Source organism: Amycolatopsis vancoresmycina (assembly GCF_000716785.1).
GTDB lineage: Bacteria > Actinomycetota > Actinomycetes > Mycobacteriales > Pseudonocardiaceae > Amycolatopsis > Amycolatopsis vancoresmycina.
Map to the genome: position 1 here is coordinate 620,928 of NZ_JNYY01000001.1, position 16,495 is coordinate 637,422.

A 16,495-nucleotide genomic window follows, 5' to 3' on the forward strand; every position below is an offset into this window, starting at 1 on the left:
TGACACGAACGGGCCCGGCGCGGATCGACACTCGCTGCCGGGATTTTCCCGTAACCTCGGCGCGTGCCCGACCTGGAACCGGTGATCGACGCCGCGCTCGGCCCGCAGGACCGGCTGGCGCTGCTGGACGCCGCGGCCGCCCGGCACGTCGACGAGCAGCGGCCGCCGAACACGCTCAAGGCCTACGCCCAGGACTGGCAGGTGTGGCAGGACTACACCGCCGAAGCCGGGATTCCGCCGCTGTCGGCGTCGATCGGCGCGCTGACCGGGTTCGTCGTCTGGCTGGAACGGGGACGCACGCTGCGGCCGGCCGAACGCGCGGTGCCCGAGGTGCCCGAGCGGGCCGCCCCGGCGGCGCCGTCCACGATCGAGCGGCGCCTCACCGGGGCGCTCGCCGGGCTGCGCCACCACCGGGTCGTCGTCGATCCGGAGGCGAGCCGCGCGGCGTGGCGGGCGCTGAAGGGCTACCGGCAGCGGCTGGCCAGGGAGGGGATCCAGCGCGGCCGCGGCAAGGCCACCATGGTCACCCTCGCCGACCTGCGGGCGATGTCGCGCGCGTGCCCGGACACCCTCGCCGGCGCCCGCGACCGGGCGATGCTGCTGATCGGCTTCCCGATCGCCGCCCGCTGCTCCGACCTGGCGAACCTGCTGGTCACCGACGTGCAGCCGGTCGAGGACCGGGGCCTGGCGGTGACCGTCCGGCACGGCAAGAGCACCGGCGACATGGTCGTCCCGCGGCGCGAGAGCCCCGACACCGACCCCGTGCGGGCGTGGCACGCGTGGCGGGCCGGCGCCGGGATCACCGAGGGACCGGCGTTCCGCCGCGTCGACCGGCACGGCAACGTCGGCGTGCCCGCGCTGACCACCACCGGCGTCAACCAGATCCTCACCCGGGCGGGCGTCCGCGCGGGCCTGCCCTACCCGGTGACCGGGCACTCCCTGCGGTCCGGGTTCGCCACCGAGGCCCGCCGGGCCGGTGCCGACGACCTGGCGATCGCCGACCAGGGCCGCTGGGTGCGCGGCAGCCGCGCGCTGTACGAGTACATCCGCCGCGTCGACCAGTGGAACGACAACGCCGCGGGCGCACTCGACCTCTGAACCGGTCAGGGGCGGAGTACCCGGCGCACGGCACCGCGCAGCCACTGGTGCCCGCCGTCGGCGGTGTGGCGCGGGTGCCACGCCATGCCGATCACCAGCGGCGGCAGCGGCAGCGGGATGTCCAGCAGGCGCAGGCCCATGCCGCGCGCCGCGGCCGCGAGGGGTGACGGGGGCTCGCCCGGCCGCTCGGCCGGGACCAGGCACACCACGTCGCCGGCCGCGGCCAGCGCCATCGCCGCCAGGTGGGCGGGCAGCACCACGCTGACCCGCCGGTCGAGGCCGTGCTCGGCCAGTGCCGCGTCCAGCGGCCCGGTGAAACGGCCTTTGCGGCTGACGGCCACGTGCTCGGCCGCGGCCAGTCCGCCGGCGGTCAGGGTTTCGCCGTCAAGGGGGTGCCCGGCCCGGACACCCGCCATCATGCGCAGCTCGACCAGGTCCTCCACCCGGGTTTCCGGGTCGACGTGGTCGATCGCCCCGATCTCCAGGTCGACCCGGCCTTCGCGCAACGCGGGCCCGGCTTCCCACTCCTCGGCCAGCACCCGCAGGGACACCCCCGGTGCCTCACGGCGGGCCAGCTCCAGCAGCCCCGGCGCCAGCGCGGCGCCGAGCAGGTCGGAGGTCTGGACGGTGAAGGTGCGCCGCAGGGCCGCGGGGTCGATCCCGCCGCCCGGGGCGAGGAGCGTTTCCAGCCGGCGGACCACCGCGGCGGCCTCCTCCCGCAGCGCCTCGGCGCGCGGGGTCGGCACCATCGCCTGCCCGGCCCGCACCAGCAGCGGGTCCTGCAGCACCCGGCGCAGCCGGGCGAGGGTGCGGCTCATCGCCGCGGGCGAGGTCTGCAGCCGCGCGGCCGCCCGCGTGACGCTCTGCTCGGTCAGCAGGGCGTCGAGGGCGACCGCCAGGTTGGCATCGAGGGTGCTCACCGGCATTGTTCCGTTCCAGGCAATGATTGGATGCGGAAGTTCCCATTGTGGCAATGCGGTCGGGATCAGCACGCTGAAGGGGTCAAACCGATCCGACCCAGACCGAGGTTTTCATGATCGTCATCACCGCCCCCACCGGGAACATCGGCCGGCGGCTGCTGTCACTGCTGATCGAGGCCGTCCCCGGCGAAGAACTGCGGGTCGTGGTCCGCGACCCCGCCCGGCTGCCCGGCGCCGTCCGCGACCGGGTGGAGGTCGTCACCGGCTCGCACGGCGACGCCGAGACCGCCGACCGCGCCTTCGCCGGGGCCGACGCCGTCTTCTGGCTCGTGCCGCCGGACGGCTCGGTCCCGCCCGACCAGGCGTACCGCGGCTTCACCCGCCCGGCCGTGCGGGCGTTCGCCACCCACGGCGTCGGCCACGTGGTCGGCGTCTCGGCGCTCGGCCGCGGCACCCCGCTCGCCGGGCGAGCCGGGCTGGTCACCGCGTCACTGGCCGTGGACGACCTCATCGCCGGCTCCGGCGTCGCCTACCGCGCGCTGGCCTGCCCGTCCTTCTACGACAACCTGCTGGACGAAGCCGACTCGATCCGGGACCGCGGCGTCTTCACCGACACCGTCGCCGCCGACCGGAAGGCGCCGCTGGTGGCCGTCGCCGACATCGCCGCGACCGCGGCCGGGCTGCTGCTGGACCGCTCGTGGTCCGGCACCGGCAGCGTTCCGGTGCTCGGCCCGCAGGACCTCTCGCCCGAGGACCTCGCCCGCATCATGACCGAGGAGCTGGGCCGTCCGGTCCGCTACGAGCGCGAATCGCTCGACGAGCTGCGGTCCACCATGCTCGGCTACGGCCTCGACGCGACGTTCGTCGAAGGCATGGTCGAGATGAAACGCGCCAAGGACCAGGGCCTGGACTCGGGTCACGAACAGAGCCCGCGCACGGGCACCGGCTTCGCGCAGTGGTGCCGGGATGTCCTGAAGCCGCTGGTCGCCGAGGAGGCCGTCGATGTCCGCTGAGGCTCCGGTCACCGCGTTCATGCTGGTCAAGACCACACCCGAGTGGCTGGCGCTGACCGTCGCCGAACGCGTCCACGCGTTCACCACCCAGGTCGTCCCGGTGATCGAGGCCCGCACCCACGGCGTCCGCTCCCGGTTCTACGACACGGAGTTCTACTCCGCGCGGGTCACCGACGTCTGGGTCTGGGAGGCCGATGACCACGAGGCCTACCGGCTGCTGATCGACGCGCTGCGCGAAACCCCGTTCTGGGACCGCTACTTCGACGTCGTGGACCTGCTGGTCGGCACCGAAAACGGCTACGCGCGCACCTACGGCGTGGAGCCGGTGGCCACCATCGCCACCTGACGAACCGGCGCCGCCCGCCTCACGGGGTCAGCCGGGCGCGGGTGGCGCCGACGACTTCGCCGTCGAGGCGGGCGAGCCAGCTGCCGCAGACGCAGCGCACGTAGTCGAGCCGGTGGGTGACGGGCCGCGTCGCGGTGAGTTCGGCGAGCGGCCAGCCGCAGCGGGGGCAACGGTTCCGATCCATGCCCCGATCGTGCTGTAATGCTTCAGTGCACTTCAACCCTTACGGCGGGCCGGCCGCGCTCGTGGCCGCCGACCTGGTCAACGCCGGGTCGGCGAGCGAGCTCCTCGACGGCATGGTCCGCAACGGCATGTCCATCCCGGCCCTGACCGACGGCGAAGCCGCCCGGATCGGCGCCTGGGCGGACCACCTGCGGCCGGTGTTCGCCGCCGACCCGGCGGACCGGCCGGACCTGGTCAACACCCTGCTGGCGGAAGCGGCTTGCCGGCCGTACATCACCACTCACGACGGCAAGCCGCCCCACCTGCACTACTCGGCGGCGGACGCGGGGCCGGTGGGCCGGGTCCGCGCGTACACCGCGGGCGGCCTGGCGCACCTGGTGTGCGAGGCTCCGGACCGCTTGGGCATCTGCAGCCGCGAAGGCTGCGAAACGGCGTACGTCGACGTCTCGCGCAACGGCCGCCGCCGGTTCTGCTCGACGCGCTGTGCGACGCGGGTGCACGTAGCCGAGCACCGGGCGCGGCAGGTCAGCGCCTAGGCTTTCGCGCCCGCCAGGCCAGGACCGTCGGCGTCGGTGCGCCGCCCTCGGCGAACCGCTCGAACACCAGGCCCGCCTCGACGACCGCGCCCAGGAGGGCCGGCAGCGGCAGGTGGGTGGCACCGACCTTGTCCCGCAGGCCCTGGTCGCTCCACGACTCCATCGTCCAGCCGGGCTCCCGGTAACCGGGCCGGATGACGACGGCCCGGCTGTCGGAGCGGTCGGCGAACCCGCCGCAGAAGCACGGGTGCACCCCGACGTGCACGAACACCCCGCCCGGTGCCAGGACACGGGCCGCTTCGCGCAGCGCGGCCGGGTAGGCGGGCATGTCGGTGTGGACCATGATCGCGACGACGGCGGGCAGCACCCCGGAGGCGATCGGCAGTGCCGTGGCATCACCCCGCGCGACCGGCAGCCGCGCGGCGGCGTGCCGCAGCATCCCGGCGGAGACGTCGACCCCGAGCGGCGTGCGGCCGGGGTCCCGGATCCGCCCGGCGTGGGCGCCGGTGCCGCAGCCGAGCTCGAGGCAGGGTCCCGTGCCGGGGCCGAGGAGTTCGCGCAGGGCCGTCCCGAACTCCAGCGGATCCTCGTGCCAGGTGGGGACGAAGGTGGTTTCGTACCAGTCGGCGATCGCGTCGTAGTCGGTCACCTTTCCCGTGTACCGGCCTGGCGGCGCGGCGGTCCACGGATTTTGCGCCGGGCGGAACCGGCGGCTTCCGGGCGCTGCCTACACTGGACACATGAGCAAGCGCTTAGTGACTTTGGGGGACTCGTTCACCGAAGGCGTCGGTGACGACGACCCCGCCGCCCCGAACGGGGTGCGTGGCTGGGCCGATCGCGTGGCCGAGCAGCTCGCCGCGCGCGAGCCCGGCTTCCGGTACGCCAACCTCGCGATCCGGGGCAAGCTGATGCCGCAGATCCTCGGCGAGCAGCTCGAGCCCGCGCTGGCCATGGCCCCCGACCTCGTCACCCTCTACGCCGGGGGCAACGACCTGATGCGGCCCAAGGTCGACATCGACGGGCTGATGGCCGACTACGAAGCCGCCGTCGCGAAGATCCGCGGGACCGGGGCCCGGCTGGTGCTGTTCACCGGGGTCGACGGGGTCGAGGACGCGCTGTTCCGCAAGATGCGCGGCCGGGTCGCCATCTACAACGAGTTCGTGCGGGCCATCGCCGTCCGCCACGGCGCCCTGCTGGTGGACATGTGGGCCATGCGGCAGCTGCGCGACCGGCGGCTGTGGGCGCCGGACCGCCTGCACCTCAACCCTTACGGCCACACCGAGGTCGCCATCGCGGTGCTGGCCGCGCTCGGCGTCGAACACCCGCTGACCGCCACCGAACTGGGGCCGCGCGAGGTGCTCAGCCCGGCCGCGCGCCGCAGCCAGAACCTCAAGTGGGCGCAGGAGCACGCGCTGCCGTGGGTGCGGCGCCGGCTGCGGGGCGAGTCCTCCGGCGACACGCTCACCGCGAAACGCCCGGTTCTCGCGCCGGTGGACTCAGCGCCGCTGCCGCGCTGACGGGCGGAGGCCGTCGAACAGGATCGCCACGGCCCGGTCGCGCAGGGACGCGTCCGGGCCGGCGTACTCGGCGGCCCGCGCGACGCCGATGATCACTGGGATGAGCTCGCCGACGACGAGGTCGCCGCGGACCGCACCGGCCTCCTGCGCCCGTGACAGCAGCACGCCCAGCGCCGACATCAGGCGCGCGCCGATGTCGGACTTCGCCACCGGAACCGTCACCCCGGCCGCGGTGAGGGCTTCGAAGTAGGCGTTCTTCGCGCTCGACATCTCCACCCAGCTGGTGAGGAAGGCGAAGAACGCGGCGCCCGGGTCCGCGGACTCCGCCGCGACGGCCGCTTCGGCCTCGTCGACGAACCGGCGCAGCCGCGCGAAGAGCACCGCTTCCAGCAGCGCCTCCTTCGTCGGGAAGTGCCGGAACACCGTGCCAATGCCGACGCCGGCAACGCGCGCGACCTCCTCGGTGGGAGCCCCGGTGCCCTTGGCGGCGAAGACGCTCTCGGCCGCCTCCAGCACACGCGCCCGGTTGCGCCGGGCGTCGGCGCGCAGTGGTTTCGACGCATCGGGATCAGCGGCGGCGGGGGTCACCACCCGATCGTAACGGGGGCGGCCCGGGCAGCGTGTCCAGCAACCGGGCCAAGGCCCGCGGCACGTGGGAGCGCCAGCCGGCGCCCATGATCCGCCGCGAAACGCGCTGGAACTCGTCATCCGGGTCGAACCCTTCGTGGCTGAGGAACAAGCGGGTGCCGGTGCCCTCCGGTTCGAGCCGCCAGGTGACCGTCCACTGCGGACCCCAGCGGATGCCGAGCCTGCGCTCGGGCTCGACCTCGAGGACCTCGCACGCCACCGGGCTGCCGGCGAACCCGGCCGCCGGCACCGGCTCGGCCAGCAGCTCGAACCGATGCCCCACCACGGGTGTGATGTCGTTGGGCATACCGAGCCACCGTTCGAGCAGGTCCGGTTCGGTCAGGGCACGCCACACCTTGGCCGGCGGGTGGGCGAGGAACTGGTCGACGTGCACCGCGGCCGGGTCGTCGTCGGTCACCAGTCCTCCTCCTCGTCCAGCAGGTCGCGCAGGCTGGCGAGCTTGGTGCGCCAGAAGCGCTCGTACGGGGTCAGCCAGTCCGCAACCTCTTCCAGCGGGGCCGCGTCCAGCCGGTAGAGGCGGTTGCGACCCTGGCGCTGCTCGGTGACCAGGCCCGCCTCGCGCAGCACCCGCAGGTGTTCCGAAAGGCTGGGCCGGGCCATCGCGAACCGCTCGGCGATCGCGCCGGCGGCCATCGGGCCGTCGAGCAGCAGCCGCAGCACCTCCCGCCGCGCCGGGCTGGCCAAGGCGGCGAAGACGTCGTCGTTGACCGGCATCAGCGCGGCACGGCGCCGAAGTCCGACGGCTCCAGCAGGCCGAGCGTATGGCCGTCGACGTCCCGGAACGACGTCGCGCGGCCCCACGGCCGCACCTGCGGGTCGGCGACCTCGACCCCGGCCGCCCGCAGCGCGGCGACGTCGGCGTCGAGGTCGGTGGACTGCAGCTGGAAGTGCTGCGGTCCACCACCGGCACCGGTGACCGGCTGGTCGGTGAGGACCACGCCGGTCTTCGCGCCCTTCGGCGCGACCAGCACGAACCGGCCGCCCTCGGGCGTCCGGCGGTCGACGAGCGCTTCGAAGCCGAGCTTGCCGACGTAGAAGTCCCGCGCGCGGGCGTGGTCGGCGACCGGCAGGGTCAGGAACTGCACGTGGGTGATCGTCATGCCGCCGACATTACGTAGGAAATCTCCTACGCGTCAACCGGGTCGCCGAACCAGCGTTCGAGGGCGGCCCGCAGGGCTTTGCGGTCCGCGTCGTCCGGTGCGGCCGAGCCGGTCGCCCAGGCCACGTACCCGTCCGGCCGGATCAGCAGCGCGGTCACGCCCTCCTGCGCCGTGCCGGGGACGAGGTCGACCCGGTCGCTCCAGCCACGCAGTTCGTCGCCGAGCGAGCCGGTGGAGTCCACCAGCAGCGGCCGGGCCGTGCGGGTCAGCTCGGCCGGCACGACGTCGGGGGTCCAGCGGCCGTCCAGCGGGTGGCCGGTGGCCGCCTCGTACCGGACGTCGGCGCCGGACATGAGGTCCGCGATGTGCTGCACCGTCCCGGGCAGCTGCAGCAGCTCGCCGAACAGCTCGCGCAGCGCGGTGACGTCCCGGCCCGGCGCGACCAGCACGGCTTGCGCCTGGGTGTGCATGACGACGCGCTCGGCGACCGGACGGCGTTCGCGCTCGTAGGTGTCGAGCAGGCCCGCGGGCGCCCAGCCGTGCAGGGTGGCGGCGAGCTTCCAGCCGAGGCCGGCGGCGTCCTGCAGGCCCAGGTTCAGCCCGGGACCGCCGATCGCCGAGTGGACGTGGGCGGCGTCGCCGACCAGCAGCACGCGGCCTTCGCGGAACTTGGCGGCCAGGCGTGTGTTGCGCCCGCGCAGCCGTCGCAGCAGGTGCGGTCCGTCGCCGGACGGCGGCTCGACCGGCAGGGCGAACCCGAGGACCCGCTCGATGCTCGCGCGCAGGTCGTCGAGGGTCATCGGCGGCTCGTCGCCGGGTTCTTCGCCGTCGGCCTGTTCCATGGTGCTGAGCAGCGTGCCGGCCGGGAAGGGCGCGTAGACGAAGAGGCCCGTTTCGGTGCGGTAGTGGAAGAACGGCGGGATGACGCCGTGGCCGGGGACGCGCAGGCCGCCGGACCCGGGGTCGGCGAACTCCGCGGGCACGGTGGCGTTCGCGGAGATGGAGATCGTGCGGTCTTCGGTGACGCCGGGGAAGTCGATGCCGGCGAGTTTGCGGGTGACGCTGCGGCCGCCGTCGGCGCCGACGTGGTAGCGGGTCCGCAGCCGGTAGGGCCCGTCGGGGCCGGCGACTTCGAGGGTGACCGCGTCGGCGTCCTGGGTCAGGCCGGTGAGTTCGTGGCCGCGGCGGACCTCGACGCCGAGTTCGGCCGCGCGTTCGTTGAGCATCGCCTCGACCCGCCGCTGTGGCACGCCGAGGATGTGCAGCGGGTTCGGGTCGGTGAGGGTGAGGTCGAGCCGCATCCCGCCGAAGACGAACGCCGGCACCGGCGGGCCGATCGGGCCGGCCAGCCGCTCGTGCAGGCCGCGGCGGTCGAGGAGGCGCACGACCTGGCCGACGAGGCCGTTGGCGCGGTTTTCGGTGGTCGGCTCGGGCAGCCGTTCCAGGACCAGCGGGCGGATCCCGGCGAGGGCGAGTTCGCAGGCGAGCATGAGGCCGTTGGGGCCGGCGCCGGCGATGACGACGTCTTCCATGGCGGAACTCCTTGTGGTGGCAGGGAAAATGGGCACGCCGAAGAAGCCCGGGCACCAGCGCGGGCCTGCTGCGGCGAGGGTCTAGCGCGGGGCGGGCAGGCCGGCGGCGAGCCGGCCGAACACGTCCCGCAGGATGCTTTCCAGCGACTGCGACGGCTCGGCGCCGAGCCACTGCTGGGTGACGACGTTGAGCGCGGCCCCGACGACACCGGCGACGAGCCGCGGGTAGACGTCCCGGCCGGCATCGGTGCCGGTGCGTTCCGCGACGACGAGCTCGAGCTCGGCCCTGACGGCCAAACCCGCCTTCTGGAACTCGCCCTGCAGCGCGGGTTCGGCGATCATCAGCCGCAACCCGGCCACCCACGCCTGATCGGACACCTGCTTCTCGGGCATCGGCTCGCCGAGCGCGAACCCCTCGAGCGCGGCCTGGGTGATGGCTTCCCAGATCGGTTCCCCGGCCGGCCGTTCACGCAACGCGGCGGCGATCGCCCGGGCCCGGTCGTGCTCGCGGGCGACGATGGCTTCGCCCTTGCTGCCGAAGTAGTTGCTGAAGGTCCGGGTGGACACCCCGGCTTCGGCCGCGATGTCCTCGATCCGGACGTTGTCGAACCCGCGCTCGACGGTGAGCCGGATCGCCGCCCAGCTCAGCGCGATGCGCGTTTCGCGCTTCTTGCGCTCCCGAAGGCCGGCGCGGTCGCTGTCCATGACCTCACCGTACCGAACTTTGCCGAATCTGCAAAGTTGCCTAGTCGGCAAGTTTGGTGGCGGGTGCGCCGCGGAGGAAGGCCGCGTAGCCGGCAGCTGCGTCGCCGTCGACGACGGGCTGGGCGCTGCTGTAGCGGCCGTCGGTGCGGTCGCGTTTCGGGCCGGACAGCCAGAACTCGTCGCCGGTGTCCACGTCGACGAAGTTGGCGTCGTACAGCCCCGGCCACCGGCGCAGTTCGCGGCCGTGGACGTACGCGGTCCGCCACGTCTTGGAGAACCGCACCCAGGCGATCCACGACGGACCCCGGTCGGTGTCGTAGCCCGTCTTGAGCTGGAGGTACATGATCCGGCGCGGCATGCCCCGAGAGTAAAGACCCAGCTCGCCGCGCGCGCCCGATTTTTCCGGCGGTTCGTCACCGACCGGACGAGAACCGCGTCATCGATCGCCGAAACCGTCGACGCGCGTCACACTGTTGTGTGACATCGGTCACCGGAGGTGTTGCGAGATGGTTCTGGGCGACAACGGCGTCACTCACAAGGTGGCGCCCGACAGCAGAGTGCAAGTACGGCGGGCGGCGCTGGCGAGCGCCATCGGCACGACCATCGAGTGGTACGACTTCTTCCTCTACAACACCGCGGCGGCGCTGGTCTTCCCGCACCTGTTCTTCCCCGCGTCGAGCGCGTACGCGGGAGCCATGCAGTCGTTCGCCACCTACGCGGTCGGGTTCGCCGCGCGACCGGTCGGGGCGGCCGTCTTCGGGCACTGGGGCGACCGGATCGGGCGGAAGGCGACGCTGATCGTCACGCTGCTGCTGATGGGCATCTCCTCCGGGGTGGTCGGGATGCTGCCCGGGACGTCGGCGATCGGGATCGCCGCCCCGCTGATCCTGGTGCTGCTGCGGCTGGTGCAGGGCATCGCCATCGGCGGTGAGTGGAGCGGCTCGGTGCTGCTCGCGATGGAGTGGGGTGACCAGCGCAAACGCGGGCTGCTCGGCAGTTTCGCGCAGATCGGCGTCCCGGTCGGGCTGGTGCTGGGCACCGGCGGGATGACGCTGCTGTCGGCGACCCTGTCCCCCGACGCGTTCGACTCCTGGGGCTGGCGGATCCCGTTCCTGCTCAGCCTGGTGCTGGTCGCGGTCGGCCTGGTGATCCGGCTGAAGATCCTCGAGACGCCGATGTTCGCGAAGCTCGTCGAGAACCGGCAGACCGCCCGCACCCCGGTGCTCGACGCGATCCGGCACCACTGGCGGGAAATCCTGCTCTCGGCCGGCGTCCGGTTCAGCGAGCAGATGCCGTTCTACCTGTTCACCAGCTACGTGCTGATCTACGTCGTGTCGCGGCACGAGTTCAGCAAGACCTTCGTGCTCAACGCGGTCCTCGTCGGCGCCGCGTGCGAACTGGCGCTGATCCCGCTGTTCTCGTCGCTGTCGGACACCTTCGGCCGCAAGCGGGTCTACCTGTGCGGGGCGGTGCTGACGGGGCTGATCGCGTTCCCGTACTTCACGATCCTGGCGCACGGCAGCCACGCGCTGGTGTTCGTCGCGGTCGTCGTGTCGTTCGTCCCGCACGCGCTGCAGTACGGGCCGCAGGCGGCGCTGATCGGCGAGAGCTTCCCGACGCACCTGCGCTACGGCGGCGCCGGGCTCGGCTACCAGCTGGCGTCGGTGTTCGCGGGCGGGCCGGCGCCGCTGCTGGCGACGTGGCTGCTGCACACGACCGGGACGCCGTACGCGATCTCCGGTTACATCATCCTGTCGGCGGTGGTCACCGTGCTGTGCGTGATCTTCCTGAAGGACCGCTCGAAGGCCGACATCGACGACGTGACCGTCTACCAGCGCACCTGACCACCCGAGCCTGCCGCGGCAGTCGTGAGTGAGAAACAGGGTTAGAACACTGTTTCTCACTCACGACGAGCTGCGGCAGATTGCTCAGCGGCGGGGGCCGCCGAACGGGGGCTGCTGCGGGAACGGTCCGCTGCCCGGGTTCTGCTGCTGCGGGCCGCCGAACTGGCCCGGCGGCGGGGCCTGCGGCGGCGGGCCCTGGTACTGGCCGCCCGGAGGCGGGCCGGCCGGGGGCTGCGGCTGCGGCAGCGCGGGCTGGCCGCTCTTCGGGGTCGACGGCTGCTGCGGCGGCGGCACGGCTTCCGTGCCGCGGTCCTCGTCCGCCTCCGGCTCGGCCTGCTGGGCCGGGCGCGGGATCGAGGGCCGCGCGGGCGGCGACGAGGGCGCCCCGATCGCCGGGACCTCCTTGCGCGCCACCGCTTCCGCGGCCGCGACGGCCTCGGCGACCTTCGGGTCGCTCTTGGTTTCGAACCAGCTGGAGACCTCGTCGTCTTCGAGGTCGGGCTTGTCCGGGACGTCGTCGTCCTTCGGCGGCTCGTAGCGGAACACGCCGTCGTCGCCGGGGGCGCCGAGCGCGCGGGCGAAGCCTTCGAGGGCCTTGCCGTAGTCGCTGGGGATCATCCAGACCTTGTTGGCGTCGCCCTGGGCCATCTGCGGCAGCGTCTGCAGGTACTGGTAGGCCAGCACCTCCGGGGTCGGGCGGCCGGCCTTGATCGCGGCGAACACCTTCTCGATCGCCTTCGCCTGGCCCTGCGCCTGCAGGTAGCGCGCGGCCCGCTCACCCTGGGCCCGCAGGATGCGGGACTGCCGCTCGGCTTCGGCGGCGAGGATGGTGGCCTGGCGGGCACCTTCGGCCGAGAGGATCTGGCTCTGCTTCTGGCCTTCCGCGGTCTTGATCGCCGACTCCCGCTGGCCTTCCGCGGTGAGGATCATCGCGCGCTTCTCGCGGTCGGCGCGCATCTGCTTCTCCATCGAGTCCTGGATGGACGGCGGCGGGTCGATCGCCTTCAGCTCGACGCGGGCCACGCGGATGCCCCAGCGGCCGGTGGCTTCGTCGAGCACGCCACGCAGCTGGCTGTTGATGGAGTCGCGGGAGGTCAGGGTCTGCTCGAGGCTCATGCCACCGACCACGTTGCGCAGCGTGGTGGTGGTCAGCTGCTCGACACCGACGATGTAGTTGGAGATCTCGTACACCGCGGCGCGCGAATCGGTCACCTGGAAGTACACGACCGTGTCGATCGACACCGTCAGGTTGTCTTCGGTGATCACCGGCTGCGGCGGGAACGAGACGACCTGCTCGCGCAGGTCGATCCGGGCGCGCACCTTGTCCAGGAACGGCACGAGGATGTTGAGGCCGGGCGAGGCGACCGTGCGGAACCGGCCGAGCCGCTCGATCACGGCCGACTGCGCCTGCGGGACCACCATGACCGCCTTGGCTATCGTGATGATCACGAGCAAGGCCAGCGCGATGACCAGGCCGATCACAAATCCGGTCAAGAGAATTTCCCCTTACCTAGTACCATTCTTGCGCGGTTGACGGCGTCTCGGGTGCCGCGGGCGGGAGCACCGCGAGCTTGAGGTCCTTCGCGGTGATGCCCCAGCGGCCGGTGGTGTCGTGCAGGACCGTCCACACTGTACGGTGCAGGTCGCCCGGCGCGGTGACGGCGCGCTCGGCCGTGGTCAGGCCGGCTTCCTGCCGCAACGCGGTCCGGGTGAGCTGCTCGATCGCGAGCGCCGGGTTCGCGATCCCGTAGGCGGCCAGCCGCGGGTCGGTCACCGCGAAGGTGACCTCGAAGCCGATGAGGACCTCCCGCCCGTCGCCGGCCTCGACCGGGCGGGGCGGGGCCGAGAGGATCTGCTCGCCGAGATCGACGCGGGCCCGGACCCGGTCGGCGAACGGGAGCACGAAGTGGCGGCCGGGGCCGAGCACGGTGCGGAACCGGCCGCCGCGTTCGATCACCGCGGCGTGGCCGTCGCCGACGATGACGAGTCCGAGGCTCACGGCTCGGCCGACACGACGGCGGTGGCGCCGGAGATCTCGACGACGGTGACCGAGGTGCCCGGCTGGATGGGCGGGAGGTGGTCCCCCATGCTGCGGGCCGACCAGACGTCGCCGCCCAGTTTCACCCGGCCCGCCTCGGCGTCCACTGTGGACACGACGACGGCGCGGGCGCCGATCAGCGCGTCGATGCCGGTGTGGTGGGCCGGCCCGGACAGCAGGCGCCGCTTGAGGGTGGGCCGGACCAGCAGGAGCATGCCGACCGAGGCGACCGCGAACACGGCGACGTCGATGAGCAGGTTCCCGGTGAGCACTTCGGCACCCGCGCCGAACAGCGCGGCGACGCCCAGCATGATCAGCACGAAGTCGCCGGAGACGACTTCGGCGATCATCAGGGCGATGCCGACGATCAACCAGACCAGTGCCCAAGCCATGGCTTCATGCTCTCAGATCGCGCCGGTTCGCACCGGCACAGTGACGGGACGTGACCCACGCGTGACCTTGGACAAAACGGACATTCAGCCCTCTTCCGTCGGTTCGGTGACGAAGTCGATGAGCCGTTCCACGGCCCCGATGAGCGGGGTCTCGAGGTCGCGGAAACTGCTCACCCCGCTCAGGACACGTTGCCAGCCTTCGAAAGGTTGCCCCCAGCCGAGCGCGTCGCAGATGCCCTGCTTCCACTCGGTGCCGCGGGGGATCTTCGGCCACGCCCGGATCCCGACGGCCTCGGGCCGCACGGCTTCCCAGACGTCGATGTACGGGTGGCCGGTGACCAGCACGTTCTCGTCGTGGATGGCCTCGACCAGCCGGGACTCCTTGCTGCCGGGCACCAGGTGGTCGACCAGGACTCCCAGCCGGCGCGTGGCGCCGGTGCCGAACTCGGCGATCCGGCCGGCGAGGACGTCGACGCCGTCGAGGGGCTCGACGACGACCCCTTCGACGCGCAGGTCGTGGCCCCAGACGCGTTCGACCAGCTCGGCGTCGTGCTTGCCCTCGACCCAGATGTGGGAGTCGCGGGCGACGCGGGCCTTCAGCCCTTCGACGCGCACGGATCCGGACGCCGAGACCTGCCGGGCCGGGGCCTTCGCCGGGGCTTTGAACGGCACCAGCGTGACCGGCTTGCCCTCCAGGAGGAACCCGGCGGGGGCGAGCGGGAAGACGCGGTGACGGCCCTTGGCGTCCTCGAGCACGACGTTGCCGTACTCGATCTTCACCACGGCGCCGCAGTAGCCGCTGGCCGGGTCCTCGACGACCAGGCCGGGTTCGGCGGGGACCTCCGGCACCTTCTTGCGGCGCGGGCCGGCGAGCACGTCGTCATAGCGTTGGGAGCGCACGACCAGGCAACCTAGTGGCCGCGGGCGCCCGGCAGCGTCATGCCACGCCGGTCAGCGCGCCATCTCCAGCAGGACATCGGTGAACGGCGTGCGCTCACCCCGGCGCAGCGGGGCGAGGGCGGCCAGCGGAGCCAGCGCGGCGCACCACGCGCGGGCCCGTCCGGCGTCGAGACCGGGCAGGTGGGGGCGGAGCGCCTCGATGCCGTCGTCGAGCGTGCCACCGGCGGAAAGCGGCAGGTAGAGCCAGTCGGCGAGGTCGAAGGCCGGGTCGCCGACGCTGGGGCGCGGGTCGATGGCGACCGGGCCGCGGCGGGGGCCGGCGTCGAGGACGTTGCCGGGGTGCAGGTCGCCGTGGACGACCGCGACCGGGCCGTCCCCGGCCAGCGCCAGTGCCCGGCTGCGGGCTTTCGCGAGGAGCCCGGGCGGCAGGAGGTGCTCGGCCGCAGACTCCGCGAGGGTCCGCTCGGTGATGTCGAACATGAACGTCACGCGCTCGGTCAGCGGGGGCAGGTCGGCTGGGGGCGCGACCGCGTGCAGCTCGGTGAGCAGCGCGCCGATCTGTGGCCACGGGACCTCGCGGCCGCGCAGTTCGGTGCCGGGGACCAGTCCTTCGAGCAGGATCGCGCCGGCTTCGAGCTCGGTGTCGAGCACCTGCACGGCCCGCGGGCAGCCGGCCCAGGCGTTCAGCCCGGCGAACTCCAGGCGGGCGACTTCGTGGTCGGGAGTCAGCTTGAGGACCTGCAGCTCACCGGCCGGGCCGGTGCACAGGAGGGTGCGGCCGGTGTTGCCGGGCCGGGCCTCGCGGACGGTCAGCCCCCACTTCGCGCTCAGCCGGGCCACCAGGTCCGGGAGCGTGTCGCACCACGGTTCGGCCAGTTCGGCGCCGAAGCGGCCGACGAGCCGGGCGCGGGCGCTGTCGTCGATCAGAACAGCGGCCACGGGACGGCGCGCCAGTCGTCGCCCGGTTCGGGGAAGATGCCTTCGGCGAGCAGCAGGTCGGTGCGTTCGGCCAGGGCGCGGATCTCGAACTTGGTGATGTGCTCGGCGAGGGTCTTGCCGAGGCCGCCGTCGAGCTCCGAGCGCAGCTTGCGCAGCTTCTCGACGGTGGCGGGCGGCACCGGCTCGCCGATCCAGCCCCACAGGACGGTCCGCAGCTTGGGGTCGGTGTGCAGGCAGATGCCGTGGTCGACGCCGTAGACGCGGCCGTCGGTGCCGGGCAGCAGGTGCCCGCCCTTGCGGTCGGTGTTGTTGGTGACGATGTCGAGCACGGCGAGGTCGCGCAGCCCGGGGTGGTCGGCGTGGGCCAGGACCGCGGGCTCGCCCGCCCGGTCGTGGGCGTGCAGGACCACGCGCCAGCCGTCGGGGACCTCGTCGGGCGGCAGGACTTCGACCAGGTCGTCTTCGGTGGTCTCCACCCACAGCTGGACCATGCCGGGGCCGAACGGGCCGTCGCGCAGCACGGTGGGCGGGATCGCGCCGATGCCGGTGGTGTCGGCGATGATCGCGGTGGCGACCTCGCGCCCGGCGAGGGTGCCGTCGGGGAAGTCCCACAGCGGCCGCTCCCCCGACACCGGCTTGTACACGACCCGGCCGGTGACGCCGTCGAGCTCGATGGCGCAGAACAGCGTGACGTTGGAGGCGTCGACGAGCCGGCCTTCGACGTCGATGCGGCCGTGGGTGACGAGTTCGCGGGAGGCGGGGTCGGCCGGGGCAGGCGTCATGG

At 73.0% G+C, this 16,495-nt stretch carries 22 protein-coding genes; 6 read left to right on the forward strand and 16 right to left on the reverse strand.

What is annotated here, in order from left to right; genetic code table 11:
* Positions 1 to 63 precede the first annotated feature (63 nt).
* Complete coding sequence (locus tag OO60_RS02655) at positions 64 to 1,098, forward strand: site-specific integrase (protein ID WP_003091221.1); 1,035 nt, start codon at positions 64 to 66, stop codon at positions 1,096 to 1,098.
* Positions 1,099 to 1,103: 5 nt separating this feature from the next.
* On the opposite strand, the gene OO60_RS02660 is transcribed toward OO60_RS02655, so the two are convergent.
* Positions 1,104 to 2,024, reverse strand: a complete 921-nt coding sequence (locus OO60_RS02660) for a LysR substrate-binding domain-containing protein (RefSeq protein ID WP_003091223.1) — start codon at positions 2,022 to 2,024, stop codon at positions 1,104 to 1,106.
* 107 nt (positions 2,025 to 2,131) lie between these two features.
* Here OO60_RS02660 and OO60_RS02665 point away from each other — a divergent pair, with 107 nt between their 5' ends.
* On the forward strand, positions 2,132 to 3,031 hold the full coding sequence (locus OO60_RS02665) for an NAD(P)H-binding protein (RefSeq protein WP_003091224.1): 900 nt from the start codon (positions 2,132 to 2,134) through the stop codon (positions 3,029 to 3,031).
* Positions 3,021 to 3,377 carry a darcynin family protein gene (locus OO60_RS02670; RefSeq protein WP_003091226.1) on the forward strand — a complete coding sequence of 119 codons (357 nt, stop codon included), beginning with the start codon at positions 3,021 to 3,023 and terminating at the stop codon, positions 3,375 to 3,377. The genes OO60_RS02665 and OO60_RS02670 overlap by 11 nt, the downstream gene beginning before the upstream one ends.
* A 19-nt stretch (positions 3,378 to 3,396) precedes the next feature.
* Here OO60_RS02670 and OO60_RS47045 read toward each other — a convergent pair whose 3' ends face one another.
* A complete protein-coding gene (locus OO60_RS47045) occupies positions 3,397 to 3,561 on the reverse strand; it encodes a hypothetical protein (protein ID WP_003091228.1) in 165 nt (54 codons plus the stop codon).
* 25 nt (positions 3,562 to 3,586) lie between these two features.
* On the opposite strand from OO60_RS47045, the gene OO60_RS02675 reads away from it, so the two are divergent.
* Entirely contained in the window at positions 3,587 to 4,096 is a 510-nt protein-coding gene (locus OO60_RS02675) for a CGNR zinc finger domain-containing protein (protein ID WP_003091229.1), read from the forward strand.
* Here OO60_RS02675 and OO60_RS02680 read toward each other — a convergent pair.
* Positions 4,086 to 4,745, reverse strand: coding sequence for a class I SAM-dependent methyltransferase (locus tag OO60_RS02680; RefSeq protein ID WP_003091231.1), 660 nt, complete (start codon positions 4,743 to 4,745; stop codon positions 4,086 to 4,088). The genes OO60_RS02675 and OO60_RS02680 overlap by 11 nt on opposite strands.
* Positions 4,746 to 4,836: 91 nt before the next feature.
* On the opposite strand from OO60_RS02680, the gene OO60_RS02685 reads away from it, so the two are divergent.
* Positions 4,837 to 5,613: an SGNH/GDSL hydrolase family protein gene (locus tag OO60_RS02685; RefSeq protein WP_205624197.1), complete on the forward strand. Its 777-nt coding sequence runs from the start codon at positions 4,837 to 4,839 to the stop codon at positions 5,611 to 5,613.
* Here the strand turns inward: OO60_RS02685 and OO60_RS02690 are convergent.
* From OO60_RS02690 to OO60_RS02720, 7 genes are all read right to left on the reverse strand, one after another.
* Positions 5,593 to 6,201, reverse strand: a complete 609-nt coding sequence (locus tag OO60_RS02690) for a TetR/AcrR family transcriptional regulator (RefSeq protein ID WP_033260915.1) — start codon at positions 6,199 to 6,201, stop codon at positions 5,593 to 5,595. The genes OO60_RS02685 and OO60_RS02690 overlap by 21 nt on opposite strands.
* On the reverse strand, positions 6,182 to 6,658 hold the full coding sequence (locus OO60_RS02695; protein ID WP_003091239.1) for an SRPBCC family protein: 477 nt from the start codon (positions 6,656 to 6,658) through the stop codon (positions 6,182 to 6,184). The genes OO60_RS02690 and OO60_RS02695 overlap by 20 nt, the downstream gene beginning before the upstream one ends.
* Positions 6,655 to 6,975: a metalloregulator ArsR/SmtB family transcription factor gene (locus OO60_RS02700; protein ID WP_003091241.1), complete on the reverse strand. Its 321-nt coding sequence runs from the start codon at positions 6,973 to 6,975 to the stop codon at positions 6,655 to 6,657. Before OO60_RS02700 ends, OO60_RS02695 begins: the two co-directional genes overlap by 4 nt.
* Positions 6,975 to 7,361, reverse strand: a complete 387-nt coding sequence (locus OO60_RS02705; protein ID WP_003091243.1) for a VOC family protein — start codon at positions 7,359 to 7,361, stop codon at positions 6,975 to 6,977. Before OO60_RS02705 ends, OO60_RS02700 begins: the two co-directional genes overlap by 1 nt.
* Positions 7,362 to 7,387: 26 nt before the next feature.
* Positions 7,388 to 8,893: an FAD-dependent monooxygenase gene (locus tag OO60_RS02710; RefSeq protein WP_003091244.1), complete on the reverse strand. Its 1,506-nt coding sequence runs from the start codon at positions 8,891 to 8,893 to the stop codon at positions 7,388 to 7,390.
* A gap of 81 nt (positions 8,894 to 8,974) precedes the next feature.
* Entirely contained in the window at positions 8,975 to 9,598 is a 624-nt protein-coding gene (locus OO60_RS02715; protein WP_003091245.1) for an acyl-CoA-like ligand-binding transcription factor, read from the reverse strand.
* 40 nt (positions 9,599 to 9,638) lie between these two features.
* Entirely contained in the window at positions 9,639 to 9,956 is a 318-nt protein-coding gene (locus OO60_RS02720) for a hypothetical protein (RefSeq protein ID WP_003091253.1), read from the reverse strand.
* Between the two features lie 148 nt (positions 9,957 to 10,104).
* Between OO60_RS02720 and OO60_RS02725 the strand changes: the two genes are divergently transcribed.
* Positions 10,105 to 11,442 (forward strand): MFS transporter, encoded by a 1,338-nt coding sequence (locus OO60_RS02725; RefSeq protein ID WP_003091255.1) that lies wholly within the window; start codon positions 10,105 to 10,107, stop codon positions 11,440 to 11,442.
* Positions 11,443 to 11,526: 84 nt separating this feature from the next.
* Here OO60_RS02725 and OO60_RS02730 read toward each other — a convergent pair whose 3' ends face one another.
* The 6 genes from OO60_RS02730 to OO60_RS02755 all read right to left on the reverse strand — a co-directional run bounded on the left by OO60_RS02730 (position 11,527) and on the right by OO60_RS02755 (position 16,493).
* Entirely contained in the window at positions 11,527 to 12,936 is a 1,410-nt protein-coding gene (locus OO60_RS02730) for an SPFH domain-containing protein (RefSeq protein ID WP_033260717.1), read from the reverse strand.
* A 16-nt stretch (positions 12,937 to 12,952) separates the two neighbouring features.
* Entirely contained in the window at positions 12,953 to 13,441 is a 489-nt protein-coding gene (locus OO60_RS02735; RefSeq protein ID WP_004561976.1) for an SPFH domain-containing protein, read from the reverse strand.
* Complete coding sequence (locus tag OO60_RS02740) at positions 13,438 to 13,872, reverse strand: NfeD family protein (RefSeq protein ID WP_004561975.1); 435 nt, start codon at positions 13,870 to 13,872, stop codon at positions 13,438 to 13,440. Before OO60_RS02740 ends, OO60_RS02735 begins: the two co-directional genes overlap by 4 nt.
* A gap of 84 nt (positions 13,873 to 13,956) precedes the next feature.
* Complete coding sequence (locus OO60_RS02745) at positions 13,957 to 14,772, reverse strand: DUF3097 domain-containing protein (protein ID WP_033260718.1); 816 nt, start codon at positions 14,770 to 14,772, stop codon at positions 13,957 to 13,959.
* A gap of 51 nt (positions 14,773 to 14,823) precedes the next feature.
* Entirely contained in the window at positions 14,824 to 15,711 is an 888-nt protein-coding gene (locus OO60_RS02750) for an aminoglycoside phosphotransferase family protein (protein ID WP_004561973.1), read from the reverse strand.
* Entirely contained in the window at positions 15,696 to 16,493 is a 798-nt protein-coding gene (locus tag OO60_RS02755; RefSeq protein WP_004561972.1) for an SCO1664 family protein, read from the reverse strand. Before OO60_RS02755 ends, OO60_RS02750 begins: the two co-directional genes overlap by 16 nt.
* Positions 16,494 to 16,495: the final 2 nt, after the last annotated feature.

Bases quoted from the DNA above. Each gene is read 5' to 3' on its own strand.
- OO60_RS02705 (WP_003091243.1), bottom strand. From the start codon at position 7,361: ATGACGATCACCCACGTGCAGTTCCTGACCCTGCCGGTCGCCGACCAC.
- OO60_RS47045 (WP_003091228.1), bottom strand. From the start codon at position 3,561: ATGGATCGGAACCGTTGCCCCCGCTGCGGCTGGCCGCTCGCCGAACTC.
- OO60_RS02725 (WP_003091255.1), top strand. From the start codon at position 10,105: ATGGTTCTGGGCGACAACGGCGTCACTCACAAGGTGGCGCCCGACAGC.
- OO60_RS02710 (WP_003091244.1), bottom strand. From the start codon at position 8,893: ATGGAAGACGTCGTCATCGCCGGCGCCGGCCCCAACGGCCTCATGCTC.
- OO60_RS02700 (WP_003091241.1), bottom strand. From the start codon at position 6,975: ATGCCGGTCAACGACGACGTCTTCGCCGCCTTGGCCAGCCCGGCGCGG.
- OO60_RS02670 (WP_003091226.1), top strand. From the start codon at position 3,021: ATGTCCGCTGAGGCTCCGGTCACCGCGTTCATGCTGGTCAAGACCACA.
- OO60_RS02660 (WP_003091223.1), bottom strand. From the start codon at position 2,024: ATGCCGGTGAGCACCCTCGATGCCAACCTGGCGGTCGCCCTCGACGCC.
- OO60_RS02685 (WP_205624197.1), top strand. From the start codon at position 4,837: ATGAGCAAGCGCTTAGTGACTTTGGGGGACTCGTTCACCGAAGGCGTC.
- OO60_RS02720 (WP_003091253.1), bottom strand. From the start codon at position 9,956: ATGCCGCGCCGGATCATGTACCTCCAGCTCAAGACGGGCTACGACACC.
- OO60_RS02715 (WP_003091245.1), bottom strand. From the start codon at position 9,598: ATGGACAGCGACCGCGCCGGCCTTCGGGAGCGCAAGAAGCGCGAAACG.
- OO60_RS02665 (WP_003091224.1), top strand. From the start codon at position 2,132: ATGATCGTCATCACCGCCCCCACCGGGAACATCGGCCGGCGGCTGCTG.
- OO60_RS02740 (WP_004561975.1), bottom strand. From the start codon at position 13,872: ATGGCTTGGGCACTGGTCTGGTTGATCGTCGGCATCGCCCTGATGATC.
- OO60_RS02755 (WP_004561972.1), bottom strand. From the start codon at position 16,493: ATGACGCCTGCCCCGGCCGACCCCGCCTCCCGCGAACTCGTCACCCAC.